General features: G+C 38.8%; 19 protein-coding genes. 11 read left to right on the top strand and 8 right to left on the bottom strand.

The genetic code is table 11. The features are described from left to right. Positions 1 to 184 precede the first annotated feature (184 nt). From plsY to ACM0OT_RS03550, 4 genes are all read right to left on the bottom strand, one after another. Positions 185 to 865: a glycerol-3-phosphate 1-O-acyltransferase PlsY gene (gene plsY, locus ACM0OT_RS03535; RefSeq protein WP_414562761.1), complete on the bottom strand. Its 681-nt coding sequence runs from the start codon at positions 863 to 865 to the stop codon at positions 185 to 187. A 113-nt stretch (positions 866 to 978) separates the two neighbouring features. Then, positions 979 to 2,286 carry a DUF3086 domain-containing protein gene (locus tag ACM0OT_RS03540; RefSeq protein WP_414562763.1) on the bottom strand — a complete coding sequence of 436 codons (1,308 nt, stop codon included), beginning with the start codon at positions 2,284 to 2,286 and terminating at the stop codon, positions 979 to 981. A gap of 75 nt (positions 2,287 to 2,361) precedes the next feature. Then, a complete protein-coding gene (locus tag ACM0OT_RS03545; protein ID WP_414562765.1) occupies positions 2,362 to 2,748 on the bottom strand; it encodes a DUF3119 family protein in 387 nt (128 codons plus the stop codon). Positions 2,749 to 2,865: 117 nt separating this feature from the next. After that, complete coding sequence (locus tag ACM0OT_RS03550; RefSeq protein ID WP_414562767.1) at positions 2,866 to 3,663, bottom strand: MlaE family lipid ABC transporter permease subunit; 798 nt, start codon at positions 3,661 to 3,663, stop codon at positions 2,866 to 2,868. Positions 3,664 to 4,128: 465 nt separating this feature from the next. On the opposite strand from ACM0OT_RS03550, the gene ACM0OT_RS03555 reads away from it, so the two are divergent. From ACM0OT_RS03555 to ACM0OT_RS03570, 4 genes are all read left to right on the top strand, one after another. Further along, a complete protein-coding gene (locus tag ACM0OT_RS03555) occupies positions 4,129 to 4,425 on the top strand; it encodes a hypothetical protein (RefSeq protein WP_414562769.1) in 297 nt (98 codons plus the stop codon). A gap of 426 nt (positions 4,426 to 4,851) precedes the next feature. After that, complete coding sequence (sppA, locus tag ACM0OT_RS03560; RefSeq protein WP_414562771.1) at positions 4,852 to 5,673, top strand: signal peptide peptidase SppA; 822 nt, start codon at positions 4,852 to 4,854, stop codon at positions 5,671 to 5,673. 88 nt (positions 5,674 to 5,761) lie between these two features. Beyond that, the gene (aroH, locus tag ACM0OT_RS03565; RefSeq protein WP_414562773.1) at positions 5,762 to 6,175 is read left to right on the top strand and encodes a chorismate mutase; all 414 of its coding nucleotides are present in this window, start codon (positions 5,762 to 5,764) and stop codon (positions 6,173 to 6,175) included. 37 nt (positions 6,176 to 6,212) lie between these two features. Then, positions 6,213 to 6,497, top strand: coding sequence for a hypothetical protein (locus ACM0OT_RS03570; protein WP_414562775.1), 285 nt, complete (start codon positions 6,213 to 6,215; stop codon positions 6,495 to 6,497). A 178-nt stretch (positions 6,498 to 6,675) separates the two neighbouring features. Here the strand turns inward: ACM0OT_RS03570 and ACM0OT_RS03575 are convergent, their stop codons facing one another. Continuing rightward, on the bottom strand, positions 6,676 to 7,560 hold the full coding sequence (locus ACM0OT_RS03575; protein ID WP_414562777.1) for a ParA family protein: 885 nt from the start codon (positions 7,558 to 7,560) through the stop codon (positions 6,676 to 6,678). A 372-nt stretch (positions 7,561 to 7,932) separates the two neighbouring features. On the opposite strand from ACM0OT_RS03575, the gene ACM0OT_RS03580 reads away from it, so the two are divergent. The 3 genes from ACM0OT_RS03580 (at position 7,933) to ACM0OT_RS03590 (ending at position 10,794) form a co-directional block, all read left to right on the top strand. Then, complete coding sequence (locus ACM0OT_RS03580) at positions 7,933 to 9,294, top strand: AAA family ATPase (RefSeq protein WP_414562779.1); 1,362 nt, start codon at positions 7,933 to 7,935, stop codon at positions 9,292 to 9,294. A gap of 4 nt (positions 9,295 to 9,298) precedes the next feature. Further along, positions 9,299 to 10,042, top strand: a complete 744-nt coding sequence (locus ACM0OT_RS03585) for a ParB N-terminal domain-containing protein (protein ID WP_414562780.1) — start codon at positions 9,299 to 9,301, stop codon at positions 10,040 to 10,042. A gap of 98 nt (positions 10,043 to 10,140) precedes the next feature. Continuing rightward, positions 10,141 to 10,794, top strand: a complete 654-nt coding sequence (locus tag ACM0OT_RS03590; RefSeq protein WP_414562781.1) for a hypothetical protein — start codon at positions 10,141 to 10,143, stop codon at positions 10,792 to 10,794. Positions 10,795 to 10,814: 20 nt separating this feature from the next. On the opposite strand, the gene ACM0OT_RS03595 is transcribed toward ACM0OT_RS03590, so the two are convergent. The 3 genes from ACM0OT_RS03595 to ACM0OT_RS03605 all read right to left on the bottom strand — a co-directional run bounded on the left by ACM0OT_RS03595 (position 10,815) and on the right by ACM0OT_RS03605 (position 14,002). Further along, positions 10,815 to 11,804 carry a glycosyltransferase family 2 protein gene (locus ACM0OT_RS03595; RefSeq protein WP_414562783.1) on the bottom strand — a complete coding sequence of 330 codons (990 nt, stop codon included), beginning with the start codon at positions 11,802 to 11,804 and terminating at the stop codon, positions 10,815 to 10,817. Between the two features lie 223 nt (positions 11,805 to 12,027). Next, the gene (locus tag ACM0OT_RS03600; protein ID WP_414562785.1) at positions 12,028 to 12,822 is read right to left on the bottom strand and encodes a glycosyltransferase family A protein; all 795 of its coding nucleotides are present in this window, start codon (positions 12,820 to 12,822) and stop codon (positions 12,028 to 12,030) included. Positions 12,823 to 12,985: 163 nt separating this feature from the next. Then, positions 12,986 to 14,002, bottom strand: a complete 1,017-nt coding sequence (locus ACM0OT_RS03605; RefSeq protein ID WP_414562786.1) for an Npun_R2821/Npun_R2822 family protein — start codon at positions 14,000 to 14,002, stop codon at positions 12,986 to 12,988. Between the two features lie 218 nt (positions 14,003 to 14,220). On the opposite strand from ACM0OT_RS03605, the gene ACM0OT_RS03610 reads away from it, so the two are divergent. The 4 genes from ACM0OT_RS03610 to glpK all read left to right on the top strand — a co-directional run bounded on the left by ACM0OT_RS03610 (position 14,221) and on the right by glpK (position 19,988). Then, on the top strand, positions 14,221 to 15,456 hold the full coding sequence (locus tag ACM0OT_RS03610) for a glycosyltransferase family 4 protein (protein WP_414562787.1): 1,236 nt from the start codon (positions 14,221 to 14,223) through the stop codon (positions 15,454 to 15,456). A gap of 1,121 nt (positions 15,457 to 16,577) precedes the next feature. Then, a complete protein-coding gene (locus ACM0OT_RS03615) occupies positions 16,578 to 17,744 on the top strand; it encodes a PAS domain-containing protein (protein ID WP_414562789.1) in 1,167 nt (388 codons plus the stop codon). Between the two features lie 177 nt (positions 17,745 to 17,921). After that, positions 17,922 to 18,446: a GNAT family N-acetyltransferase gene (locus ACM0OT_RS03620; protein WP_414562791.1), complete on the top strand. Its 525-nt coding sequence runs from the start codon at positions 17,922 to 17,924 to the stop codon at positions 18,444 to 18,446. Between the two features lie 39 nt (positions 18,447 to 18,485). After that, on the top strand, positions 18,486 to 19,988 hold the full coding sequence (gene glpK / locus ACM0OT_RS03625; RefSeq protein WP_414562793.1) for a glycerol kinase GlpK: 1,503 nt from the start codon (positions 18,486 to 18,488) through the stop codon (positions 19,986 to 19,988). The last annotated feature ends 79 nt before the right edge of the window (positions 19,989 to 20,067 follow it).

Genomic DNA, 20,067 nt, shown 5'->3' on the forward strand with positions numbered 1-20,067 from the left:
GGGAAATTATGTTTATTTAAGTGTTGTAATACAGTGTTTATTGGGGAAAGAGGCTAAAGGCTAGGGGCTAGAGTAATGTACCTCATTTAGAGGAAAAGTATTGATGACACTATATTCTCATTCTATAAAAGTATAGAAAAAGCAACCTGAGTGCTGAGGCGATCGCCCAATTCCTAATCCCTAGCTAACCACTTTGTTCTAATTCTGTTGTTAACTTCTGCCCGATTTTGGGTTCCGTTCCCGCCAGCAGTCGCTCAATATTACTACGGTGACGCAAAATTACATACAAACCGCCAGCGATACCAAACAAAATGTAGGGCAAGGGTTGATGTAGAATTACCATCAAAAAAGCAACAGCGATCGCACCAGCCATAGAACTCAAAGATACTATCCTCGATATAGCTACAATAACGGCAAATACACCTGCTGTGGCTAAACCTACTTGCCAATTTATCGCTAATAAAATTCCTAAACTGGTAGCAACTGATTTTCCTCCAGTAAAGCCTAAAAAAATCGATTTACTATGTCCCAGGATGGCGGCTATTCCAGCTAAAGTAATCATCCAAGGTTGCCATAGGTTAACATCTACCGTTGCCGGGATAAAATTTTGTATAGAGGCAAAGCTAAACAACCAGTAAACAAGAGCGATCGCTAATACGCCCTTTAAACAATCCACAACTAAAACCATCGCTCCTGGCCCTTTACCCAAAGTTCTTAACACATTGGTTGCACCAGTGGAACCTGAGCCAACTTCTCGAATATCAATACCTTTTAACTGCTTCACAGTGATGTAGCCGGTAGGAAAAGAACCCAAGAGATAAGCTACAACCAAAGTCACACTGCATAAAGTGAGCCAAATAGCCATAAAAAGTTAAAAACTGTAATATTTAATATTGTTCATGAGTCATTGGGAAAATAACTTCCCCATTACCCCTTTTTTTCGCACTCCCCACTCCCCACTCCCCACTCCCACTTTACTTAAAAGTCATCATTATAATTTCTCATGACTTTGGGGTCGGGAGCAAAGGCTAACCACAAAGGAAATTGCAGCATTACCAAACTGATTTGTTCTTCCGAATCATCAATGATAATTAAGGGCATTTGATTAGCTTTCACCAATCTATCTGCTTTCTGTGCCAAAGCTTCCGCTGTTTCAAACAATACCACGCCTCTTTCGGGGCCGAAATCTGGGCGACCTATACCTAAGCAGTCTTGTAAACCGCGCCGCCATTCGCCTAAGCGCTCCGGTGTATTAGCCAATACTAAAGTGCGGAGGCGAACTGACAAGTCAGCGCTGGCGCTATCGCTATATAACCTGTGTAGGATCGAAATCGCGGCTGAAGCAACCAAAATATTCTGCAAGCGGCTACCCATCGTCCGCAAAGCACCTCGTCCCCCTTGGCTGAAAAACCAATTAGAGACACGTTCAGCATGGACAGGTTCAAAGGTGCGGCGCAGTTGCCAGGGCGGGCCATAGTAATCTGGTTTGCTGCGATATTGGTCAATTAAGCGGCGAATTTTTTTGGTAGTATCTTGAAACTGTTGTTGGGCAAATTGCGGTGTTCCTGGCTGGAGTTCAGTCGGTCGTTCCTGTTTGACAATCACTGGCACTTCTTGTTCTACGACAGATGGCATCAATTGCAGTTGTTCTGCTGCTGCTGCTAAATCTTGTAAACTCCCGGTGAGATAGTCTTTAAAACCCTGGACACGAATTGCCAAATCTTGAGATGCTCCCGCAAACGTGGTTCGCATTTCGTTACGGATGCGTTCTTGACGGCGTTCTAGCTGTTCTACAGAAATTTGCAGGGCTTGTTTGCGTTGTTCTAACTGCACCAGCGACTCTTGCACCAGTCGTCCCATTGAACTTTGAGTTTCACTTAATTGTGCCTGAAGAGTTTTCGATAAAGCTTGCAGGTTAGCTATTTCTTCCCTCAGGGCGGCTTCGGTGCGTTGTAAATCTGCTACTCGCTGCTCTGCTTGAGTATACAGTGAATTATCTGGTTCTAAGTTTGTTTCTGACTCTGGTACAGGAGTTTCTGAGGCTAACTGCACTGAAAATTCCACAGTTGACTCTTCTGTGGACTCAGTTGCAGAATCTGGTACTTCTGTAGGAGAAGTCATTGACTCATTATCTGGTTGTGTGTCCACAGATAAAGTTTCCGTTTCTGTTTCCAGGACTGACTCTACAGATGAATTTTCTGAATTGTCAACCTTAGGGTTTTCTGCTTGTATTTGCTCCAACCACTCATCAATTGGTTCTGGGGTTTGAGATGCCTCTGGGTTCATAAACAATAATGCAATTCCTATGATGCAAATAAATAGCTTTTTGAAATACAGTCTAAATTTCCCACTACCCAGTACTTATATACGTGGACAACGTTGTTCTAGACAAGATTTTAAGGTGTTGGGGTCAAACAAAATCGGTAAAAAGTGAATGCTGTTAATTTCTTTAAAATAAAACAGGATAGGAACTCTATTCCAGAAGATACGCCAATTTTGCCATTCCTGGTAAGGAAAACGCCGCAGTAATTTTTCGCCTCTGTAAATATCTAAGTCTGTAGCCGTAAAGTGCAAACGTATCGTTACAGTTTGAAACAAAAGAAACAAGCCTAACAAAGCAATTACCGCTCCCACCCAAGGTTGCACCACCAGTAATGGAATGGCAGCAATCACCAAAAATATGGGGATATTGTAGCTAGGCTTAAGTTCCACCGTTGATGTAGATTGAGGCGCAAATGAACTGGTCACAGTTGCAAATCCTGTTTTGTTAATAGATGTCCCTCCTATTTTAGAAGCTAGGGGAGCAGGGAGAGTAGGGGATAAAGGAACAAGGGGATAAGAATGAAAATACTTTCCTCATCCTCCTCATAATCCTTGTATCAAGGCACTGCCGGTTCCTTGAAACATCAACCATGAAAGAAAGAAGTTGCTAACAAATATAATCAGCAAAGAAGTAACCACAGCGGTAGTGGTTGATTGTCCCACGCCTTTGGCTCCTCCTGTAGTCGTCAAGCCCCAACTGCAACCAATAACGGCGATTAATAAGCCAAAGCAACACGCCTTAATTAAGGCAGTACAAATATCCCAAATCCCCAGAAGATTCCGGGCTGAATCTAGAAATACTGTGTCGGCAATATCATATACATTGGTCGCAATAATCAATCCCCCTAAAATTCCTGTCACCAAAGACAGAAGGGTTAAAATGGGCAGCATTAAACAGCACGCAAGTACGCGGGGGATAACGAGGTAATCAATGGGATCTGTTTTTAAGATCAACAAAGCATCAATTTGTTCAGTCACCTTCATGGTGCCGATTTCAGCGGCAAAAGCAGAACCAACTCGTCCTGCCAAAACTACCGCGGTGAGTACAGGCGCTAATTCTCGTGTCAATGCTACCGCCAGCACTCCCCCTACAAGATTACTTGCACCAAAATTGATAAACTCCCGCGCCACTTGAATAGTAAACACTGCGCCGACAAATACAGCTGTCAACAAGGCAATAAATAGTGAATCTGGGCCAACGGCTGCCATTTGCTCTATGGTGTTGCGCCAATTAATTTTGCCTCTCAGTAGGTGAACTATTACTTGTCCACCTAAGAAAATCGCTGCCAGCAGTCGCTGACTCCATGCCCCTAAACTGGATTTGGATGTAGTCTCACTCAATGTTTTGTAGCTAACTAGGTAACTGCATTAAGGATAGCGGATGTCTGTTGGTAGGGGAATGGGGAATAAACTTTCTTCTTCGTCCCTAGCCTCTAGCCCCGTACCCTTGGGGAAGCTACATACACTAACGGCTGACGCTCACGGCGAAGCCTAGTCCTTAGCCCCTAATTCCTAGCAGAAACATTAACTTAAATTAAACCTCATCTCAGAAAGATCAGCGGCGATAAGACCTGTGATGTGGCATCTTTACGAAACTACATTGTCTAAAAGCTTTATTTGATAATCTTTTCGGAGGTTTTTAGCCGTTTTAAGGCTCGAATAATTGAATGTGAAAAGTAGCTGTTTATTTTAATGAAAACTTAAGATTTTTGACATATCGTCTGTTGTGGAGCGATCGCACGTATTGTGGAAGATGACATATGACTTTTTAGTTATTGTTCACTTCCTTTACGGAGCTTTCTATAAATGACTGTTTTCACTAACTTTCTTCGCTCCCTACTGCTAACCATGCTTTTTAGTTTTGCCGCTCCCATGCTCTTGGTCGGTGGTGTCGTCTTTGTTTTACCACTCATTGGTCATGTTCCGGCTTTACAAGCGGCGGCTGAGTCCAGCGCTACTCGAATCATACATTTTCTCGCCATTTTCGGTAGCGGGACTCCCCTGCATGGACTACTCATCATTAGTTCGACTTGTAGTTTTGTCGGGGCGCTGTTTGATAGTTATGCTTACTACCGTTGTCAAATTTTACGCATAGACTCTTAAGCGGTAAGAATAGGTTTGGCAAAATTTAGGACATAGCTAATAGCCTGCTAGATCTATACTAGGCAGGAATTATTGTTGCTGGATATTATTTTAAATTTAGGCTGTTTTTATAAATTAAGTCTCAGATAAAGATCTGCTGTGCTTCTAAGGCATAACTGCGGAAGAGTGGCAATTTTAGCTGGTGCTATGTTCAGCTATTTGCGGTTTAGCAATGGGTAATTTAGGCAACTTTCCTGGCTTTTAAACCTGAAAAGGCTATATCAACATGGTATGACCATAGCAGATAAACATCTTTGCCAAACATAAAAATTTAATTAAGATTTTAGATGGCACAACACCTGTTGATGTTTCTCAACAGAGCAAATTAGGTCGTTTGACTGCTGGCCATTTTATATTGAGTGTATTATAGAGGTTTTTGAACTGCTCATGGTTTGGCCTTTTAAATCCAAGTTTCGTAAACAAATTGCCCGGATTGAAATTACTGGTGCGATCGCAGGTTCTACTCGCAAACGCGTGTTAGAAGCCTTGAAAACCGTAGAAGAGAAAAAGTTTCCGGCTTTACTTCTACGCATTGATAGCCCTGGGGGTACAGTAGGAGATTCTCAAGAAATCTACAGCGCCCTGAAAAGGTTACGCAAGAAAATGAAAATTGTCGCCAGTTTTGGCAATATTTCGGCTTCTGGCGGTGTCTACATTGGTATGGGTGCTGAACACATCATAGCTAACCCTGGTACAATTACCGGGAGTATTGGTGTAATTTTGCGGGGCAATAACTTGGAACGCCTGCTGGAAAAAGTCGGTGTTTCGTTTAAGGTAATTAAGTCTGGCCCTTACAAAGATATTTTGGCATTTGACCGGGAACTGACTCAAGCAGAACAAGGCATCTTGCAAGAATTGATTGACATCAGTTATCAACAGTTTGTCCACACAATAGCCGAGGCGCGTTCTTTGGAAGTCGAAACTGTGAAAAGTTTCGCGGATGGTCGGATATTTACCGGACAGCAAGCCCTAGAATTGGGTGTTGTAGACCGTCTGGGAACCGAAGAAGATGCGCGTTGTTGGACAGCAGAAATGGTTGGTCTTGATCCTGATAAAACACCTTGCTATACCCTAGAAGAACGTAAACCTTTATTGAGTCGCGTTCTTCCTGGAAGTCGTCAGATTTCGTCTGGACTAGGGGCGGGAGTCGATTGGCTGGAATTTGAAATGTCTACTAGTGGTCTACCACTGTGGTTATATCGACCATAAAGAACTAACAGTCATTGGTCAATAGTTTTTCATTAATGACCAATGACTCATGACTCATGACTCATGACTAATTAAGGAGGATTTTGGCGTGGAGTGGCAAATGAGGGCTATTCGTGGAGCGACAACTGTTTCGGAAAATAATATTGAAGCGATTAGAGAAGCGGTGACAGAACTACTAGATGAACTAGAACAACGAAATCAACTCCAACCAGAAGAGATGATTAGTGTGACTTTCTCCGTGACACGCGATTTGGATGCTGTTTTTCCCGCTGCGATCGCGCGATCGCGTTGTGGTTGGGATAATGTTGCTATGTTGGATGTACAGCAAATGCACGTCGAAGGTAGCTTACAGCGTTGCATTCGGTTTCTCATCCACGCTTATCTGCCAGCCTCTACACCAATTAATCATATTTATTTGCGCCAAGCTGCTAGCTTACGTCCAGACTGGAGTTTACCTCAGTCGTTACAAGCATCACAGCAAGCAATTAAGTCAAAAGTTTAAAATACCTCTGTAAATTATATGTAAGAATCAGCACAAAATGAACTATTACAGTGGTGATACTGCTCAACCTACTGCCATTGGCGGCAGAATGTTTACTGAGCGGGGAACTGGCGTATGCGTAAAATTAGCAGATTTTTTGAGCCTTATTGCCAAAATGGAGCAACCACTAGTAATTTTCACAAGTGAAGGGTATTTCACCAAAATCTACAAGTATGTCACAGCATACAAAGGTTTTGTGTTTTTTACAGAGTCTTTAGACCGCTTGGAATTTCCTAGCAATGTTGAAGTGATTCACGCTCAGAGTCTATGCACTGATATTTAAAGTTAACTAGAGTGCAACTACCTCCCGTAATCATAACTATTAATACTGATGCTTCTGGAATTTAAATTAAAGATGTCAGCCACAAAAAGGAAAACTTCTTGGAAATGGAAGAAAGTTATACGCTTCTGTGGCTTCCCAAAGGATGGAAATATTCTCGTTCTTTTCCCCTTCTAGTTCCTTATAACTTCTGCAACAATTCCTGAGTCAACTGAGAGAATGCTTTAGAACCCGATGATTGGGGAGCATTTAACACAACTGGCATAAAACTATCCACAGCCTTAGCTACATTGAAATCAACTGGTATTTGTGCCTTACAAATTTTTTCTACACCAAAATCTTCCACAACCCGGTGCATTACTTGTTTGTAATATCTACCATTTAGCAAATTAGAACTAGCCATACTGAAAACAATTCCCAGCATTTTAATATCTATTTTTGCTTCCTGTTCGTGACTGTCTTTTAATTGAGCAATGCGTCTTTCTAGCAGTTGAATACCCACTACAGATAAAGGTTCTGGTTTAGCAGGTAAAATGTAGAAATCACTGGCAGCTAAAGCGCTACGAGTCAATAAATTATAACCAGGCGCACAATCTAGAAGAATAAAATCATACTCTTGGCGCACAGGTTTCAAAATATTATTTATCAAGACCCTTTCAAAGCGATTCCAAACTGTTTCAAAGTCCTGTTCACCTAAAGCAGTGGCTTGTTGATGCAGCATTTCTGACACCACAAACTCATCATATAAGTCAATATCTCCCGGTAATAAATCTAGTCCAGGGAGATTACAAACCTGTGCGTGAATAATATCTTGAATTGTCAGTGTTGCTTCTGGTTCTGGATTAATAACTTGGTCTATTAAATATCTAAATGTTTTGCGTTGTTTGCGACGTTTGGCAAAGTCTAAAGGCGACATCAGACTAAGTGTGGCACTGATTTGGCTGTCTAAGTCCAGGACAAGCACTCGCTTACCATGATTTTTAGCCAAACAAGTAGCGATGTTGACGGTGAGGGTGGTTTTACCAACGCCGCCTTTCATATTTGCAGTAGCAATTACATATCCCATTGGTTGATTCCTCTGATGACGCTTTCCCACTTAGGTAGCGTACACCCGTGTTGAACAATTGAAACTTCTGGTAAATTTAATATTTTCCGGAACGTTAAAAGTTGTATCCGCAATATTGCCTCGATAGAGTATATAGCAACTATGCTGGAATTGTGTAATTCTGGCAGTAACATTTGTCTCTCAATAAATCTGGGAATAGATTTATTTGATTTCTTATAAACTTCTATTTTAAGTAATATTACGATACATAATTTGATATTTATACATAAAAATAAGTAACTATTTTGGCTGAAATAATTGAGGCTGTGGCATAATAGAACACACATTAAGTATTTCTTACTTAACTCAATTTTCTGTTTAGAGGTAAAGAACTTGCCTTTTAATCCTGAGCTTTGCCGTAATGAAAGCGAAGTAGAAAGCAAACTTATAGTGCAATATTTACTACCACAGCTAGGTTATACTCCTGATACCTGGCATCAAGAGGTTGCACTGGGTAGCATCCGTTTAGATTTCTTAGCATTTGCTGCACAAGTAATTCCCTTAGTTTTAGATGCAAACTCACCATTGAGTGTGGTGATGGAGGCAAAGCATCCTAAACAAAATTTAAATAATCATGTATCCCGGCTCAGGCATTATTTAACAAAGTTGAATATTAGATATGGGTTGCTGACTAATGGTAAGGAAATCAGAATTTATGAAAAATTAGAATATGATGTTATTTTGGTATTTCAATGTTTAGGAAAGGAAGTTGAGGAGAAAATAAAGGAAATTGAAAAACTCATTGGTAGGGAAATTTTAAAAGAAAATCAGTTATTAAAAAAATCAAATATTAAAATATTTGATAATGATTTTAATCTGGAAAATAAGAGGCAAAATAAAATGAAAATAATTGCGGTTTACCATAATAAAGGTGGTGTCGGTAAAACAACAACTGTAGTTAATTTAGCTGCTGCGATTCGTAAAAAAGGTAAAAAAGTATTGATAATTGACCTTGATAGTCAAGCTAATACTACATTTGCAACTGGTTTAGTGAAATTTGATGATGAAGAATTTGATGATATTAAGGATTCTAATGTTTTTCATATACTAAGTACAGAGGATTTCTTTCCAGTTTCAGAAATTTCCAGAAAATCAGATTTTTGTGACCCAGGAATTCAGGTACTTCCTGCACATATAAATTTGATAAAACAAGAAACTGAACTGAATGCACTAGACTACAGTAGGTTGATACTCATTGAAAAACTGGAGGAAGTAAAAGACCAGTATGACGTTGTATTGATTGACACACCGCCTTCTTTGAACTTGTATGCCAAAATTGCTTTAATTGCTACAGATTATCTCATTATTCCATCAGACTTAAAACCTTTTGCAAATCAAGGATTGACAAACGTTAAAGATTTTGTAAAAGCTATTAATGGATTTAGAAAACAAGTAAGAAAACCACCTATTGAAATCTTAGGAGTTCTTGCTTCTAAAATATCGACAAATCATAAGTTTGTACAATCTACCTTGAGAAAACGCATGGAAAAAATTCCAGAAAGGTATGATATTACAATGATGGATACTGTAATTTATGAAAGAGATGATTTGGCTAAATGTGCAGAAAAAGTTTTGATTGTAGGAGATATAGAAATACCAGATCCTATGTCTGTTTTGGACTTTAAACCTGATTCAATATCTGCACAAGAGTTTGAATTACTAGCCAAAGAAGTATTACAAAAAATAGGATTGTAATTCAATGAAATTATCTACTTCACTGGTAGCAGTCAAAAAAATTTCTTGCACCAAACCGCGCTCCCTTTTTTCAGATGATGAGTTAGAAAAGGCTGCTCAGTCTATTTTGGAATCTGAAGGAGTTATTAACCCTATAGTAATTCGTCGAACCAGTCTAAAATCATATGAGTTAGTAGATGGAGCCTTTGAATTTTATGCTGCTGCTAGAGCTAGAGAAATAGATCCTCGCAAAGGTGAAATGATTAGTGTATTTATTATTGAACCAGAAAATGAGGAGGTTTTAACGAAGCAAGTAGAGTTATTTAGAAAATCGAAATCTCTTATTTCTAGTAGTGCATCCACTAATTCAGATAGTCAACAAACTCTTTCAACAAATATAGACTTGAGAGTTACTAATAATGAATCTCGCATGACAAATATTGAATCTCGCTTTGATAATTATACTCAAGAATTACAAACTGATTTTAGAAATGAAATCAAAAAAATTAATGATAGATTAAATGCAATCGAAACAATGATTCCCAAACCAATGGAACCGTTGGTAGCACTTAATAATTTAAAATTACATGAGCTAGTTTCTAGGTTGAAACGTGTTAACGTTAAAACTCAAATAATTGAAAAAATTGTCAATGAACGAGAAGCTAATGGTAATTTTACATCCTTTAGTAATGTTGTTGAACGTATTAAAGGCTTAGGTGATAAAACAATGCTTAAGATTATAGACAGTTTTTCTGAAGCTGCTATGTGATTTTATGATATTTCATTAAAATTATGGATAAACTGGAATCCAAAATATTTGAAATATTAAAGCAAGGAACTCCACTAAGAGCAGTTAAAATTGCTAATATGCTCGGAGTTGAAAAACGTGAAGTAAACCATTACTTATACAGTTCATTGAAGCATTTAGTTGTGCAAGACAGTGACTATAAATGGTCATTGAAGACCAATCACATAAGTATTCCTCAGCCTACACCTACTCGACCCCGGACACCTCAAGCTTCAGTATCTAAACCTGTAAACACTCCGCCTCGAACACCTCAAACTCCAGTATCTAAGCCGACAACTCCAAATACCCCGTATAGACTGACAAAAAATAATATTCACCAAGATCCCCCTCTTAATCCGCCAACAAAACTTAATCCAACTTCACGACCTGGAAGACAAAGTAATCCTTATGAAGTTGTGAGGAACGAACTCAATCAAGTCTCTTCAGAAGAAAAGATAAAAATTATAGAAAATGTTTTTAGACAAGATAAATTTGCAGAACTAGAAGATGAACAAATTAATGCTCTCCAATCAATTTTGGAACAGGCTAAACATGAAGTAAGGATAGCCAGTACTGCTTATAAACAAGGAAAACTCAGTCTTTGGAAGAATAATCGTATAGCGATCGCAGCAGCAATATCCATCGCCTTAGTTCTTGGTACAATATGGATCACCAATCAACTAAGACTAGGTTCCAATAATCAAATTACCCCAACAACTCCCCAGTCTCAGTAAATTTACTAAATAAAAAAATATTAAATAGTAGCTTCTCGCACTTGCTCTGTGTAGTCTTTAGGACGAGCTTGACGAAACATCTGTAAAGCTAACTTGCGTAAACTGATTGGTAAATAAGATAGCATCAGACCAAGCATAACTTTGCGATCGCTTCCCAATACCTCAGTAGACTGATGTAATAATTTACGCCCTTCTACACTATCACCTTTTTCAATTAGCCTTAAACCCAAAGCGCGCTGTGTACCCGCTAATTTCTGCGATCGCAGTTTCTCTAACTCTGCGTCGGGGAATTGATAACTACTGATACAGAAAACCTTTGCAGATAAAAAGTGCAAGTTTTGTTTCAAACTAGTCTGTCCACCGTGAAAACGATATTCCATGAGAAATTCTGGCAGAAAATACCCCTGTTTACCAGCGATCGCTAACCGTACTAGTAAGTCAAAATCCTCACATCCGTCTGCTTGGGGACGCATATAATCAATCTCTGCTAAAGCAGCTCGACGAAATAAAGTTGAACCTACTTGTAAGCTTTGGTATAAAAAAGTTTCTCTGAGCAAGTCAGAAATTACTCCTTGTGCGAGTTTATCTTTACCCCATTTACTAGAATTTTCCTGAGTTGCTGACTCAATTCTTTCGTTGTTTTGATTAATAATCCAGTGATTCGTACAAACAAAATCTATACTCGGCTCTGCTTCTAAAATCGCCACAGTTTTCTCTAAGAATTCAGGAGTCAGAGCATCATCATCATCAAATTTGATAAAGTAGCTACCACAAGCAGCCTCAAACCCAGCGCGCATATTGCGGCTACGTCCACCATTTACAGGCTGTCTAACATAGCGAATACGTTGGTCATCCCATTGACTGACTATTTGGGAAGTATCATCTGTAGAACCATCGTCACATATAATTAGTTCAAAATCTGTATAAGTTTGGGCTAGCACGCTATTGACAGCGTAAGGTAGCAAATTTTCTCGGTTGTACGTAGGAATGCAAACACTAACTTTAGGCATAATAAAAAAAATTTACTAAACATATAACTAGTAACAGACAACAAGCAACAGGTTTGATAATCTCTTGGCGTTAGCGTTTTATCATCTTTTGATGTTTTCAGTTGTCTAGTAACCGCTATACTTTTTTAACATAAACTTTAAACTGTAGTTTTACTGTCATACCGTTGTATATATTGGTAAATTTTAAGTAAATACGCGTACACTCACTCACTAAATAATTTATTTAGTTTATTGTCATGAAATTGTACAATTTAAATTCTTCACGTATTGATTGTGTTACCCATCGATAATCTAATAAAGCTTTTGCCCGCAAAATTCTTGATTTGAGTTTAATTGACTTATTTTTATCTAAAATACCAAAGTAGTTATTTTCGCCATTATTTGTATAAATAGCACCCGCGAAAGGTAGAGGTTCTAATGCTTTACCTTTTTGTGCTAGGGTAGCTGTTATTTTTCGATGACGATAGTAATCAAATATATAATCTACATATTTATTATCAGTTAGATCATCAATACTTTCTGGTACATTATATAAATCAAGTCTAACTATATTACTGGTTCCACAGTATTGATCAAATCCTTTTCTCATACTGCGTATGAATTGACTACCATCATAATAAATGTAGCCTTTGTTGATGAACCATCCATTAGCTTGAGGATGACTATTTACAAATGCAGCTAGATGCTTACTTATACAATCATCAGCATCAACACACATAACATGTGTGGGCTTGATATCCATATTTTTAGCATAAATTAAACCAGTAATTAGTTTACGTGTTCTATCTAAATTTTTATTTCGCCAATCTAGTACTGGTATGAAAAAATCACGCTCAATATATGTGATATTAGGATGGGTAAATTCAATATTTGGCTTTTCGTTACAAACAACAATTACTTTAAAGTTATTTGTAGTTTGATTGCAAATTGATTTTACTGTTCTCTCAAATAATTTACATACATTGTCCCATGACTGGCAAATTTTTTTGCTTTTGAGCGGTATGATAAATACTAACATTTGATACCTCGAATGTAGCTAAATTATCTTTTTATTGACATACAAAAAACACCAAATATTTTGTGCATGAATTTTGAATGGTTATTAATTCATACACCTAACAGCAGTGAATCTAAATTTTGGATGAGAGTAATTTAGTTTCAATCTGCTGTAAAACCTCAGCTTAAAATATACTGGCTGTGATTTTTTTTGCTACTTTATTGAGAACTCGATTACTTTTTGTCATCAAGCTAGGTGCTTTTAATTGTTGTGGCTTTTGCTCTGGATTCTTGAGAAAGCGATAGTGCAGAAACTCATCTCGATAACGAATATTTACATCTTCTCCTCGACATAATCGGGCAAAATCGGTAGCAGAATAATTCATGTAGTGCAGCCGGAAAATGGGTTTTAATTTTTCTTGGTTATAAAGAACATTGTTAATGTTCACAAACGGGTCTGCATTGGCACAATTACCTGTTCTATCTTGACCATTGGGGCTAAGTGTATAGTTAAATAACGGGCGATCGCACCGCAATGTCATGTAGCAAAACAAAAACGCATCTGAGAAATACCATTCCCGTAGCCACTGAATTTCATTGTCTTCAATTAATAATTTTTTGAGAAATTCTAGCTCAGATGGAGCAAAAATCCCTTTCTTAGAACCAAAAAAACTAGAACAATGTAACTTAGGAATTACATCTGCTTCTTTATATAAACCAGCATTTTCTATCACCGATAAATCTAAAGCTGCCTTTTCTCTTGATTTTTTATGTTCCCAATCGTCAAAAATAAAATCATAATTATCTAGTTGTTCTAATAGATTATCTATTGGTTTCATAGCTAAACTATCAGCATCATAAAACACGAATTTTTCAAATTCCCCATCATAAGCGCATAGCTTTCTTAATAAGGGGGTACGAGACCAAGTGTTTCGTGATGAATTTCCTTGCTTTAAGGCTGGATGCACTGTACAAATTTCATGAGCAAAATTATCCCAGCGCTGGATAGATTCCTTGTTATCAAACAGAGTGACGTTTTTTCGAGATTTGATTTCCTGTTGTACTCGCTCTAGTTGGTCATTATACGGAATTACACATACTGGAATGTCTCCACTAACATTAACCTCAATGCTATTGAGCAAAGCGACTAGTTGATCAAATACAGCATCATTGGCAAGGGTATAAATACCGGAGGGTTTCATCTTGCTAAATCCTAGTTAACTGAAAAAATTACTGATGACAGTTATATCTTTACGTATACTTCACGATAAAAGCAACATATCAGCTGTGAATATAGTGATGAACTTTTGATTATCAGGAACTTATGAAAACTTTACAAAAAAATGAATAAGAGATATTTATGATGACATCCAGTCTTAAATCAGGTCATGGTATGTGTATCATCGTTTGATTTACTTCTATGAATATTTTGATACTCTCGGCTACCTTCCCTTATCCACCAACACGGGGAGGAACTCAAGTCAGGACGTTTAATTTACTAAAATATTTGAGTCAACGTCATGCGATCACCTTGGTAACTCAACACGATCGCAGTGTTATAGATGCGGAAATAACCAGTTTAAGGGATTGTGTAGAGCATCTGGTGGTTTTTAATCGTCCAATAGATGACGGTACAGCGACAAATCCCTGGAAAAAAGTGCAGCGCTTGGGCCAATTCCTGCTTCAGGGAACGCCACCTAGTGTGACTAACCGCTATTCCAGCGAGATGCAAGCATGGATTGATGACGCAGTGCAAGTAAAAAAATATGATGTGATTACCTGCGAGCATAGCGTCAATGAAATTTATGTGCGATCGCATTTCCAGAAATCTCTCAAAACCATAGTCAATATTCATAGTTCTGTCTATGGTAGTTGTCGTAACCAGATAGCCACGGGGGTTTCTGACAATCTCTTGCGAGATAAAATTAATTTACCCTTACTACGACGTTATGAACAAAGATACTGCTCTAAGTTCTCAGCAATAGTAGTGACAACCGAAGAAGATAAAATTCAACTGCAAGCATTTAACCCTGACAGTGAAATTACGGTAATTCCTAATGGCGTAGACTTAGAAACATTTCCCAACCGTACCAATGATCCGGGAGGACATAAATTAGTATTTATCGGTGCTATGGATAACTTAGCTAACATTGATTCTGTGTGCTTTTTTGTCAACCAAGTCTTACCCGAAATTCAAAAATCTTATCCAGATACCACCTTTGATATTGTCGGTTCTCGTCCAACTCCAGAAGTTTTAGCACTCAAAGAAAAACCAGGAGTTAATGTCACAGGGAGTGTGCCTTCAATGGTAGATTACCTACACAAAGCCACCGTCTGTGTTGTCCCCATGCGGACAGGATTTGGTATTAAAAATAAAACCTTAGAAGCAATGGCTGCCGGTATACCCATAGTAGCAAGCGATCGCGGTCTAGAAGGACTAGCTGTAGATGGTGCAGATACTCCCATCCGAGCATTACGCGCCAACGAACCAGCCGAGTATCTCAAAGCCATTAGTCAACTATTCGATCATCCACAACTACGTTCTCAATTGTCTGATAACGGTAGACAACTAGTAGAAACAGCATTTACCTGGGAAATTGCTGGTCAACGTTACGAACAAGTTTGTTTAGGAACGCACAATACACCATATAGATAAATCCCATCTGTAACTCGAGCGAAAAAACAAGAAAGAGGAATGATCAGCAGCGATAATTTCACACTGTGTTGATCACTCCTTTGACCTCGCGCGTTGATCAGCTGTTATGCTTACCTACAAATACAGCAAATAAATTCTTAACTTTTCTCTAACTAAAGTTGCTAATAATTATTAAGATTTTACGTAATTTTCTATACACTTTTGGACTTATTGTGTGATTGAGAAGTCCCATATTTTGATAAATTTATTGTCGTACAAATCACTATATTCCCCAAAAAGACCTTTAAAACTGCTGCCAGAGCCATAAAATAATTGTATTCAGTAACACAATTTTACGTGAACTGTGCCCTATGTCTGAGTTAGTAATGAACTGACTCTGGAGGTGGAAGTTAAAGAAAACAATAATAGTTATCTTAATGAAGAATGGAAATAATCAACACAAAGCTGTTTCACAAAGATAAGTTTTAGTACTGAGATGCTATATAAAAACAACTTGGTCTAAATCCTTTTCAGGACTTACGTAACCAACCACGTATTTTCGTCATTGCGACCGTAGGGAAGCAATCTCAATGCCTTAATTTTCGTAGCGAGTGCGTAAGTCCTATTTTTATCAGAACTACCATTTTTATTGGTATAGCCTTTGTCTCTCTGTTAGAGATTTAGAAGTTACCTACCATACCAGCTTATTGAATATCTTCCTTAATCACAACTTTGATTTATTCGTCGATTTTGTCAAAAATCTTGACGATCTGAGGGCGTTTAGCTAAATATTCAGACTTGTCCCACCAAAGATAAAAATAAGCTTTTATGACGAAATATCAAGTTTTACCAGGAAATATGTATGTAAATACATATCATCAATTAGCCACTGGAGATGAATGATAATTAAAATTTAATTGCAACATTTTAGTAACTAAAGTACTGAGTTACCGATTTCGTGGTAGGTTCAAAAATTAGTAGAACACTAGAATATATGTGCATATTCAGAGTTCATGTGGACAGCAATGGCAGTTTATTGCAAGTTCTATCACCTGCCAGATGCAAGAGTGATGAAATTTCTCACATGATGGATATAGTAAAATTTTGGCTCAACCTCTGCAAGCAAGTAGAGGGAAGTTAAGGTGAATATAGAACAATTTATCCAAAGAACAGAAGTATTACATAGCCGTTTAGCAGACTTGTATCAAACAGCTAGCGTTCTGCCTTGGATTCCGCCTGAACTATTGCCGCAAGCATTTAAGGAACTCTATAGCACTTCAAAAATGGTGCAATTAGCGGCAGAAGAACTTTATCAGCAAAACGAAGAACTCATCCAAACACGCAATTTTTTAGAAGTAGAACGCCAACGCTACCAAGATTTATTCGAGTTAGCCCCCGACGGCTATTTAGTCACAAATGCCGAAGGAATTATCCAAGAAGCGAATCTCGCCGCAGCTAAATTGCTTAACGTTTCCCGACAGTTGTTGATAGGCACATCAATAGTTAACTTTGTCAACCCCGAAGAAAGGCAACCTTTTCGCCTGGAACTCAACCACCTATCCCAATCGGATCGATTTAAAGAATTAGTTGTCAGTTTACAAAAAAATCATGGTGAATTATTTAACGCGGCCTTAACAGTGGCAGTAGTTCGCAATCAACAAGGTAGGGTAAACTCTATTCGCTGGCAGTTACGTGATATCAATCAGCGTCAGCGAAAAAAATTTGAACTACTCAACAATGAACATGATCTCAGTCAGGATCGTCCTATACATAAACATCCTAAAGGAGATACCATTTCCCTCAATCCCTTATTAATTTGGTATGTTCGTCAGGGTTTAGTCAAATTAAGTACCTTTTGTGAAACCGGCGAAGAAATATTAATAGGACTAGCTAGTCAAGATATGGTTTTTGGCTCTAACATGACCTCATTACCTATTTATCAAGCCACAGCCCTGTCAGATGTAGAATTAGTCTCAATTTATGTGACAGAAATAGCCACAGATCCCTTACTGAGTCATACTCTATTACCAAAAATCAATCAACGTTTAAAGCAGACTGAATCTTTGTTAGCCATTACTGGTAGACGGCGAGTAGAAGAACGATTGCACCATCTCTTGCAACTGTTAAAGCAAGAAATAGGTGAACCTGTAGCAGAAGGAACTCGCCTAACTGTACGCTTTACTCATGAAGATATTGCTAGTGCTTGCTGTACTACCAGAGTCACAATTACCCGATTGATGGGCAAATTACAACAACAGGGTTTAATTAGTTTTGATGCCAAAAAATATATCATAATTCATAATTCGTAACTAGGACGAAGTAAATAATTAAAGGTTTGTAGTGAGGACTTTAGTCCTCAAATAAGGGCTGTACTGCCTCGCAGAACCCGTAGGGTAGCCCTTACTACGAAATGAATTTTAATTATTTTATATTGCTTAACATAGTTTGATTTTTTCTCGCCGACTTACTTAATTCGTAATTTTGATATGTTGGTTCCTCAAGTTGATACTCCACGTCTGATTCTGCGTGGATGGTGTGCAGCAGATTTTGATGCTTATGCCGAGATGTGTGGTGATTCAGAAGTTATGCGCTACATCGGTATGGGAAAACCTCTATCACGTGAAGATGCTTGGCGAAATATGGCCATGATTGTTGGTCACTGGCAACTACGGGGTTATGGAATGTGGGCGGTTGAGGAACGTCAAAGTGGGGAAATAATTGGTCGTATTGGTTGTTGGCAACCAGAGGGTTGGCCAGGTTTTGAAATTGGCTGGAGTTTACGCCAGGCTTTTTGGGGATGTGGTTTGGCTACAGAAGGTGCAAAAGCCGCTATTAATTATGCTTTTGAGGATTTAAACCAGTCCCAGGTAATTCATTTAATTGTTCCAGAGAATATTGCTTCTATCCGAGTTGCCCAAAAGTTAGGGGCAAAATTGCAAGGGACAACAAAAATTTTGGGAAATGAGGTGCTAATTTACGGGATACTTCGAGAAGATTGGCAGATGATGTAGGAATATGGTGTTTAAGCAATATAGTATGAATTTTTTCAGATGCAAACATCATCAGGCTATATCCTAGCATTAGATTTAGGAACAACTGGTAATCGGGCTTTTGTATTTAATATAAACGGCGAGATTATTGGGCAAGCATACAAAGAACTTACACAATATTATCCTCAGGCGGGATGGTTGGAACACGACCCTGAGGAAATTTGGCGTGATACTTGTTGGGTGATGCAAACCGCTATTAAAAATGCTCAAATCACACCATCAGCAATTGCAGCATTAGGGTTAACTGTGCAACGAGAAACTTGTTTAATTTGGGATAAAAGTACGGGTAAACCTCTACATCCGGCCATTGTATGGCAAGACCGCCGTACGGCTTTTCTGTGTCATCAATTACAAGCACAGGGCTATGCTCAAGAAATTTACGATCGCACTGGTTTAGTTATCGATGCCTATTTCTCAGCTACTAAATTGAAATGGCTATTAGACCATTGTCCTGACATTAACTTCCACAACGTCTTAGCAGGCACAATTGATACCTGGATACTGTGGAAACTTACAGGCGGTAAAGTTCATGCTACCGACCACAGCAACGCCAGTCGCACAATGTTAATGAACCTGCAAACTGGTACATGGGATGAAAAATTACTAGATATATTACAAATTCCGGCTCAGATTTTACCTTCTATTCAGCCCAGCTTAGGGAAATTTGGTGTTACCGATAGTACTCTGCTAGGTGCGGAAATTCCCATCACCGCCATCTTAGGAGATCAACAGGCTTCTTTGTTTGGTCATGGCTGCGATCGCCCTGGTTTTATGAAATGTACTTATGGCACTGGTAGCTTTTTGGTAGCGCATACAGGCTCACAAATTGTGCGTTCTTCACAACAGCTAATTTCCACAGTGGCTTGGACACAACTAAACCAAAGCAATATTTTAAATATGGGTTATGCCTTAGAAGGTAGTATGTTTACTAGTGGCGCTTGTATCCAATGGTTACGTGATGGCATCAAACTAATTAAAACAGCCGCCGAAACCGAAGCAATGGCAAATCAGGTGACAGACACTGGTGGAGTATACTTTATCCCTGCCTTTAGTGGACTAGGCGCACCCCATTGGGATATGAGCGCCAGAGGAGCCTTTTTTGGCATTACTGCCAGTGTCCAACCCCAGCATTTAGTCCGTGCAGTTTTAGAAGCGATCGCCTACCAAGTTTTAGAAGTAGTACAAGCAATCAACGCCTCTTGTAATACCCCAATGCAACAGTTAACCGTAGATGGCGGTGCTTGTGAGAACAATTTTCTCATGCAATTCCAGGCAGATATTTTAGAGATTCCCGTAGCACGCCCCATGATGCGCGACACCACCGTACAAGGAGCAGCCTTTGCCGCAGGATTAGCCATAGGATTTTGGGATGATTATGCAGCACTAGTCAGCCACAGAAAAATTGACCGCATATTTGAACCAAACCCAGACAACCATCAAGCAAAAGCCAACTTCGCCACCTGGAAACAAGCCGTGAAGCGAACTCTTGCCTGGGAATCTTAAATAAAGAAGTAAGAATGTAGAGGTGCAGAGGAGAAAGAACTTGCTCCTTCCCAGTCTCTCCCCCTTGCTCCCTGCTCCC

Origin of the sequence: Anabaena sp. CCY 9613 (assembly GCF_963920895.1) — a bacterium.
Taxonomy (GTDB): domain Bacteria; phylum Cyanobacteriota; class Cyanobacteriia; order Cyanobacteriales; family Nostocaceae; genus Cyanocohniella.

What these genes read in the sequence shown, in the direction of transcription:
- plsY (WP_414562761.1), bottom strand. Translation starts at nt 865, where the DNA reads ATGGCTATTTGGCTCACTTTATGCAGTGTGACTTTGGTTGTAGCTTAT.
- ACM0OT_RS03540 (WP_414562763.1), bottom strand. Translation starts at nt 2,286, where the DNA reads ATGAACCCAGAGGCATCTCAAACCCCAGAACCAATTGATGAGTGGTTG.
- ACM0OT_RS03555 (WP_414562769.1), top strand. Translation starts at nt 4,129, where the DNA reads ATGACTGTTTTCACTAACTTTCTTCGCTCCCTACTGCTAACCATGCTT.
- sppA (WP_414562771.1), top strand. Translation starts at nt 4,852, where the DNA reads ATGGTTTGGCCTTTTAAATCCAAGTTTCGTAAACAAATTGCCCGGATT.
- ACM0OT_RS03570 (WP_414562775.1), top strand. Translation starts at nt 6,213, where the DNA reads ATGAACTATTACAGTGGTGATACTGCTCAACCTACTGCCATTGGCGGC.
- ACM0OT_RS03575 (WP_414562777.1), bottom strand. Translation starts at nt 7,560, where the DNA reads ATGGGATATGTAATTGCTACTGCAAATATGAAAGGCGGCGTTGGTAAA.
- ACM0OT_RS03585 (WP_414562780.1), top strand. Translation starts at nt 9,299, where the DNA reads ATGAAATTATCTACTTCACTGGTAGCAGTCAAAAAAATTTCTTGCACC.
- ACM0OT_RS03590 (WP_414562781.1), top strand. Translation starts at nt 10,141, where the DNA reads ATGCTCGGAGTTGAAAAACGTGAAGTAAACCATTACTTATACAGTTCA.
- ACM0OT_RS03595 (WP_414562783.1), bottom strand. Translation starts at nt 11,804, where the DNA reads ATGCCTAAAGTTAGTGTTTGCATTCCTACGTACAACCGAGAAAATTTG.
- ACM0OT_RS03600 (WP_414562785.1), bottom strand. Translation starts at nt 12,822, where the DNA reads ATGTTAGTATTTATCATACCGCTCAAAAGCAAAAAAATTTGCCAGTCA.
- ACM0OT_RS03605 (WP_414562786.1), bottom strand. Translation starts at nt 14,002, where the DNA reads ATGAAACCCTCCGGTATTTATACCCTTGCCAATGATGCTGTATTTGAT.
- ACM0OT_RS03610 (WP_414562787.1), top strand. Translation starts at nt 14,221, where the DNA reads ATGAATATTTTGATACTCTCGGCTACCTTCCCTTATCCACCAACACGG.
- ACM0OT_RS03620 (WP_414562791.1), top strand. Translation starts at nt 17,922, where the DNA reads ATGTTGGTTCCTCAAGTTGATACTCCACGTCTGATTCTGCGTGGATGG.
- glpK (WP_414562793.1), top strand. Translation starts at nt 18,486, where the DNA reads ATGCAAACATCATCAGGCTATATCCTAGCATTAGATTTAGGAACAACT.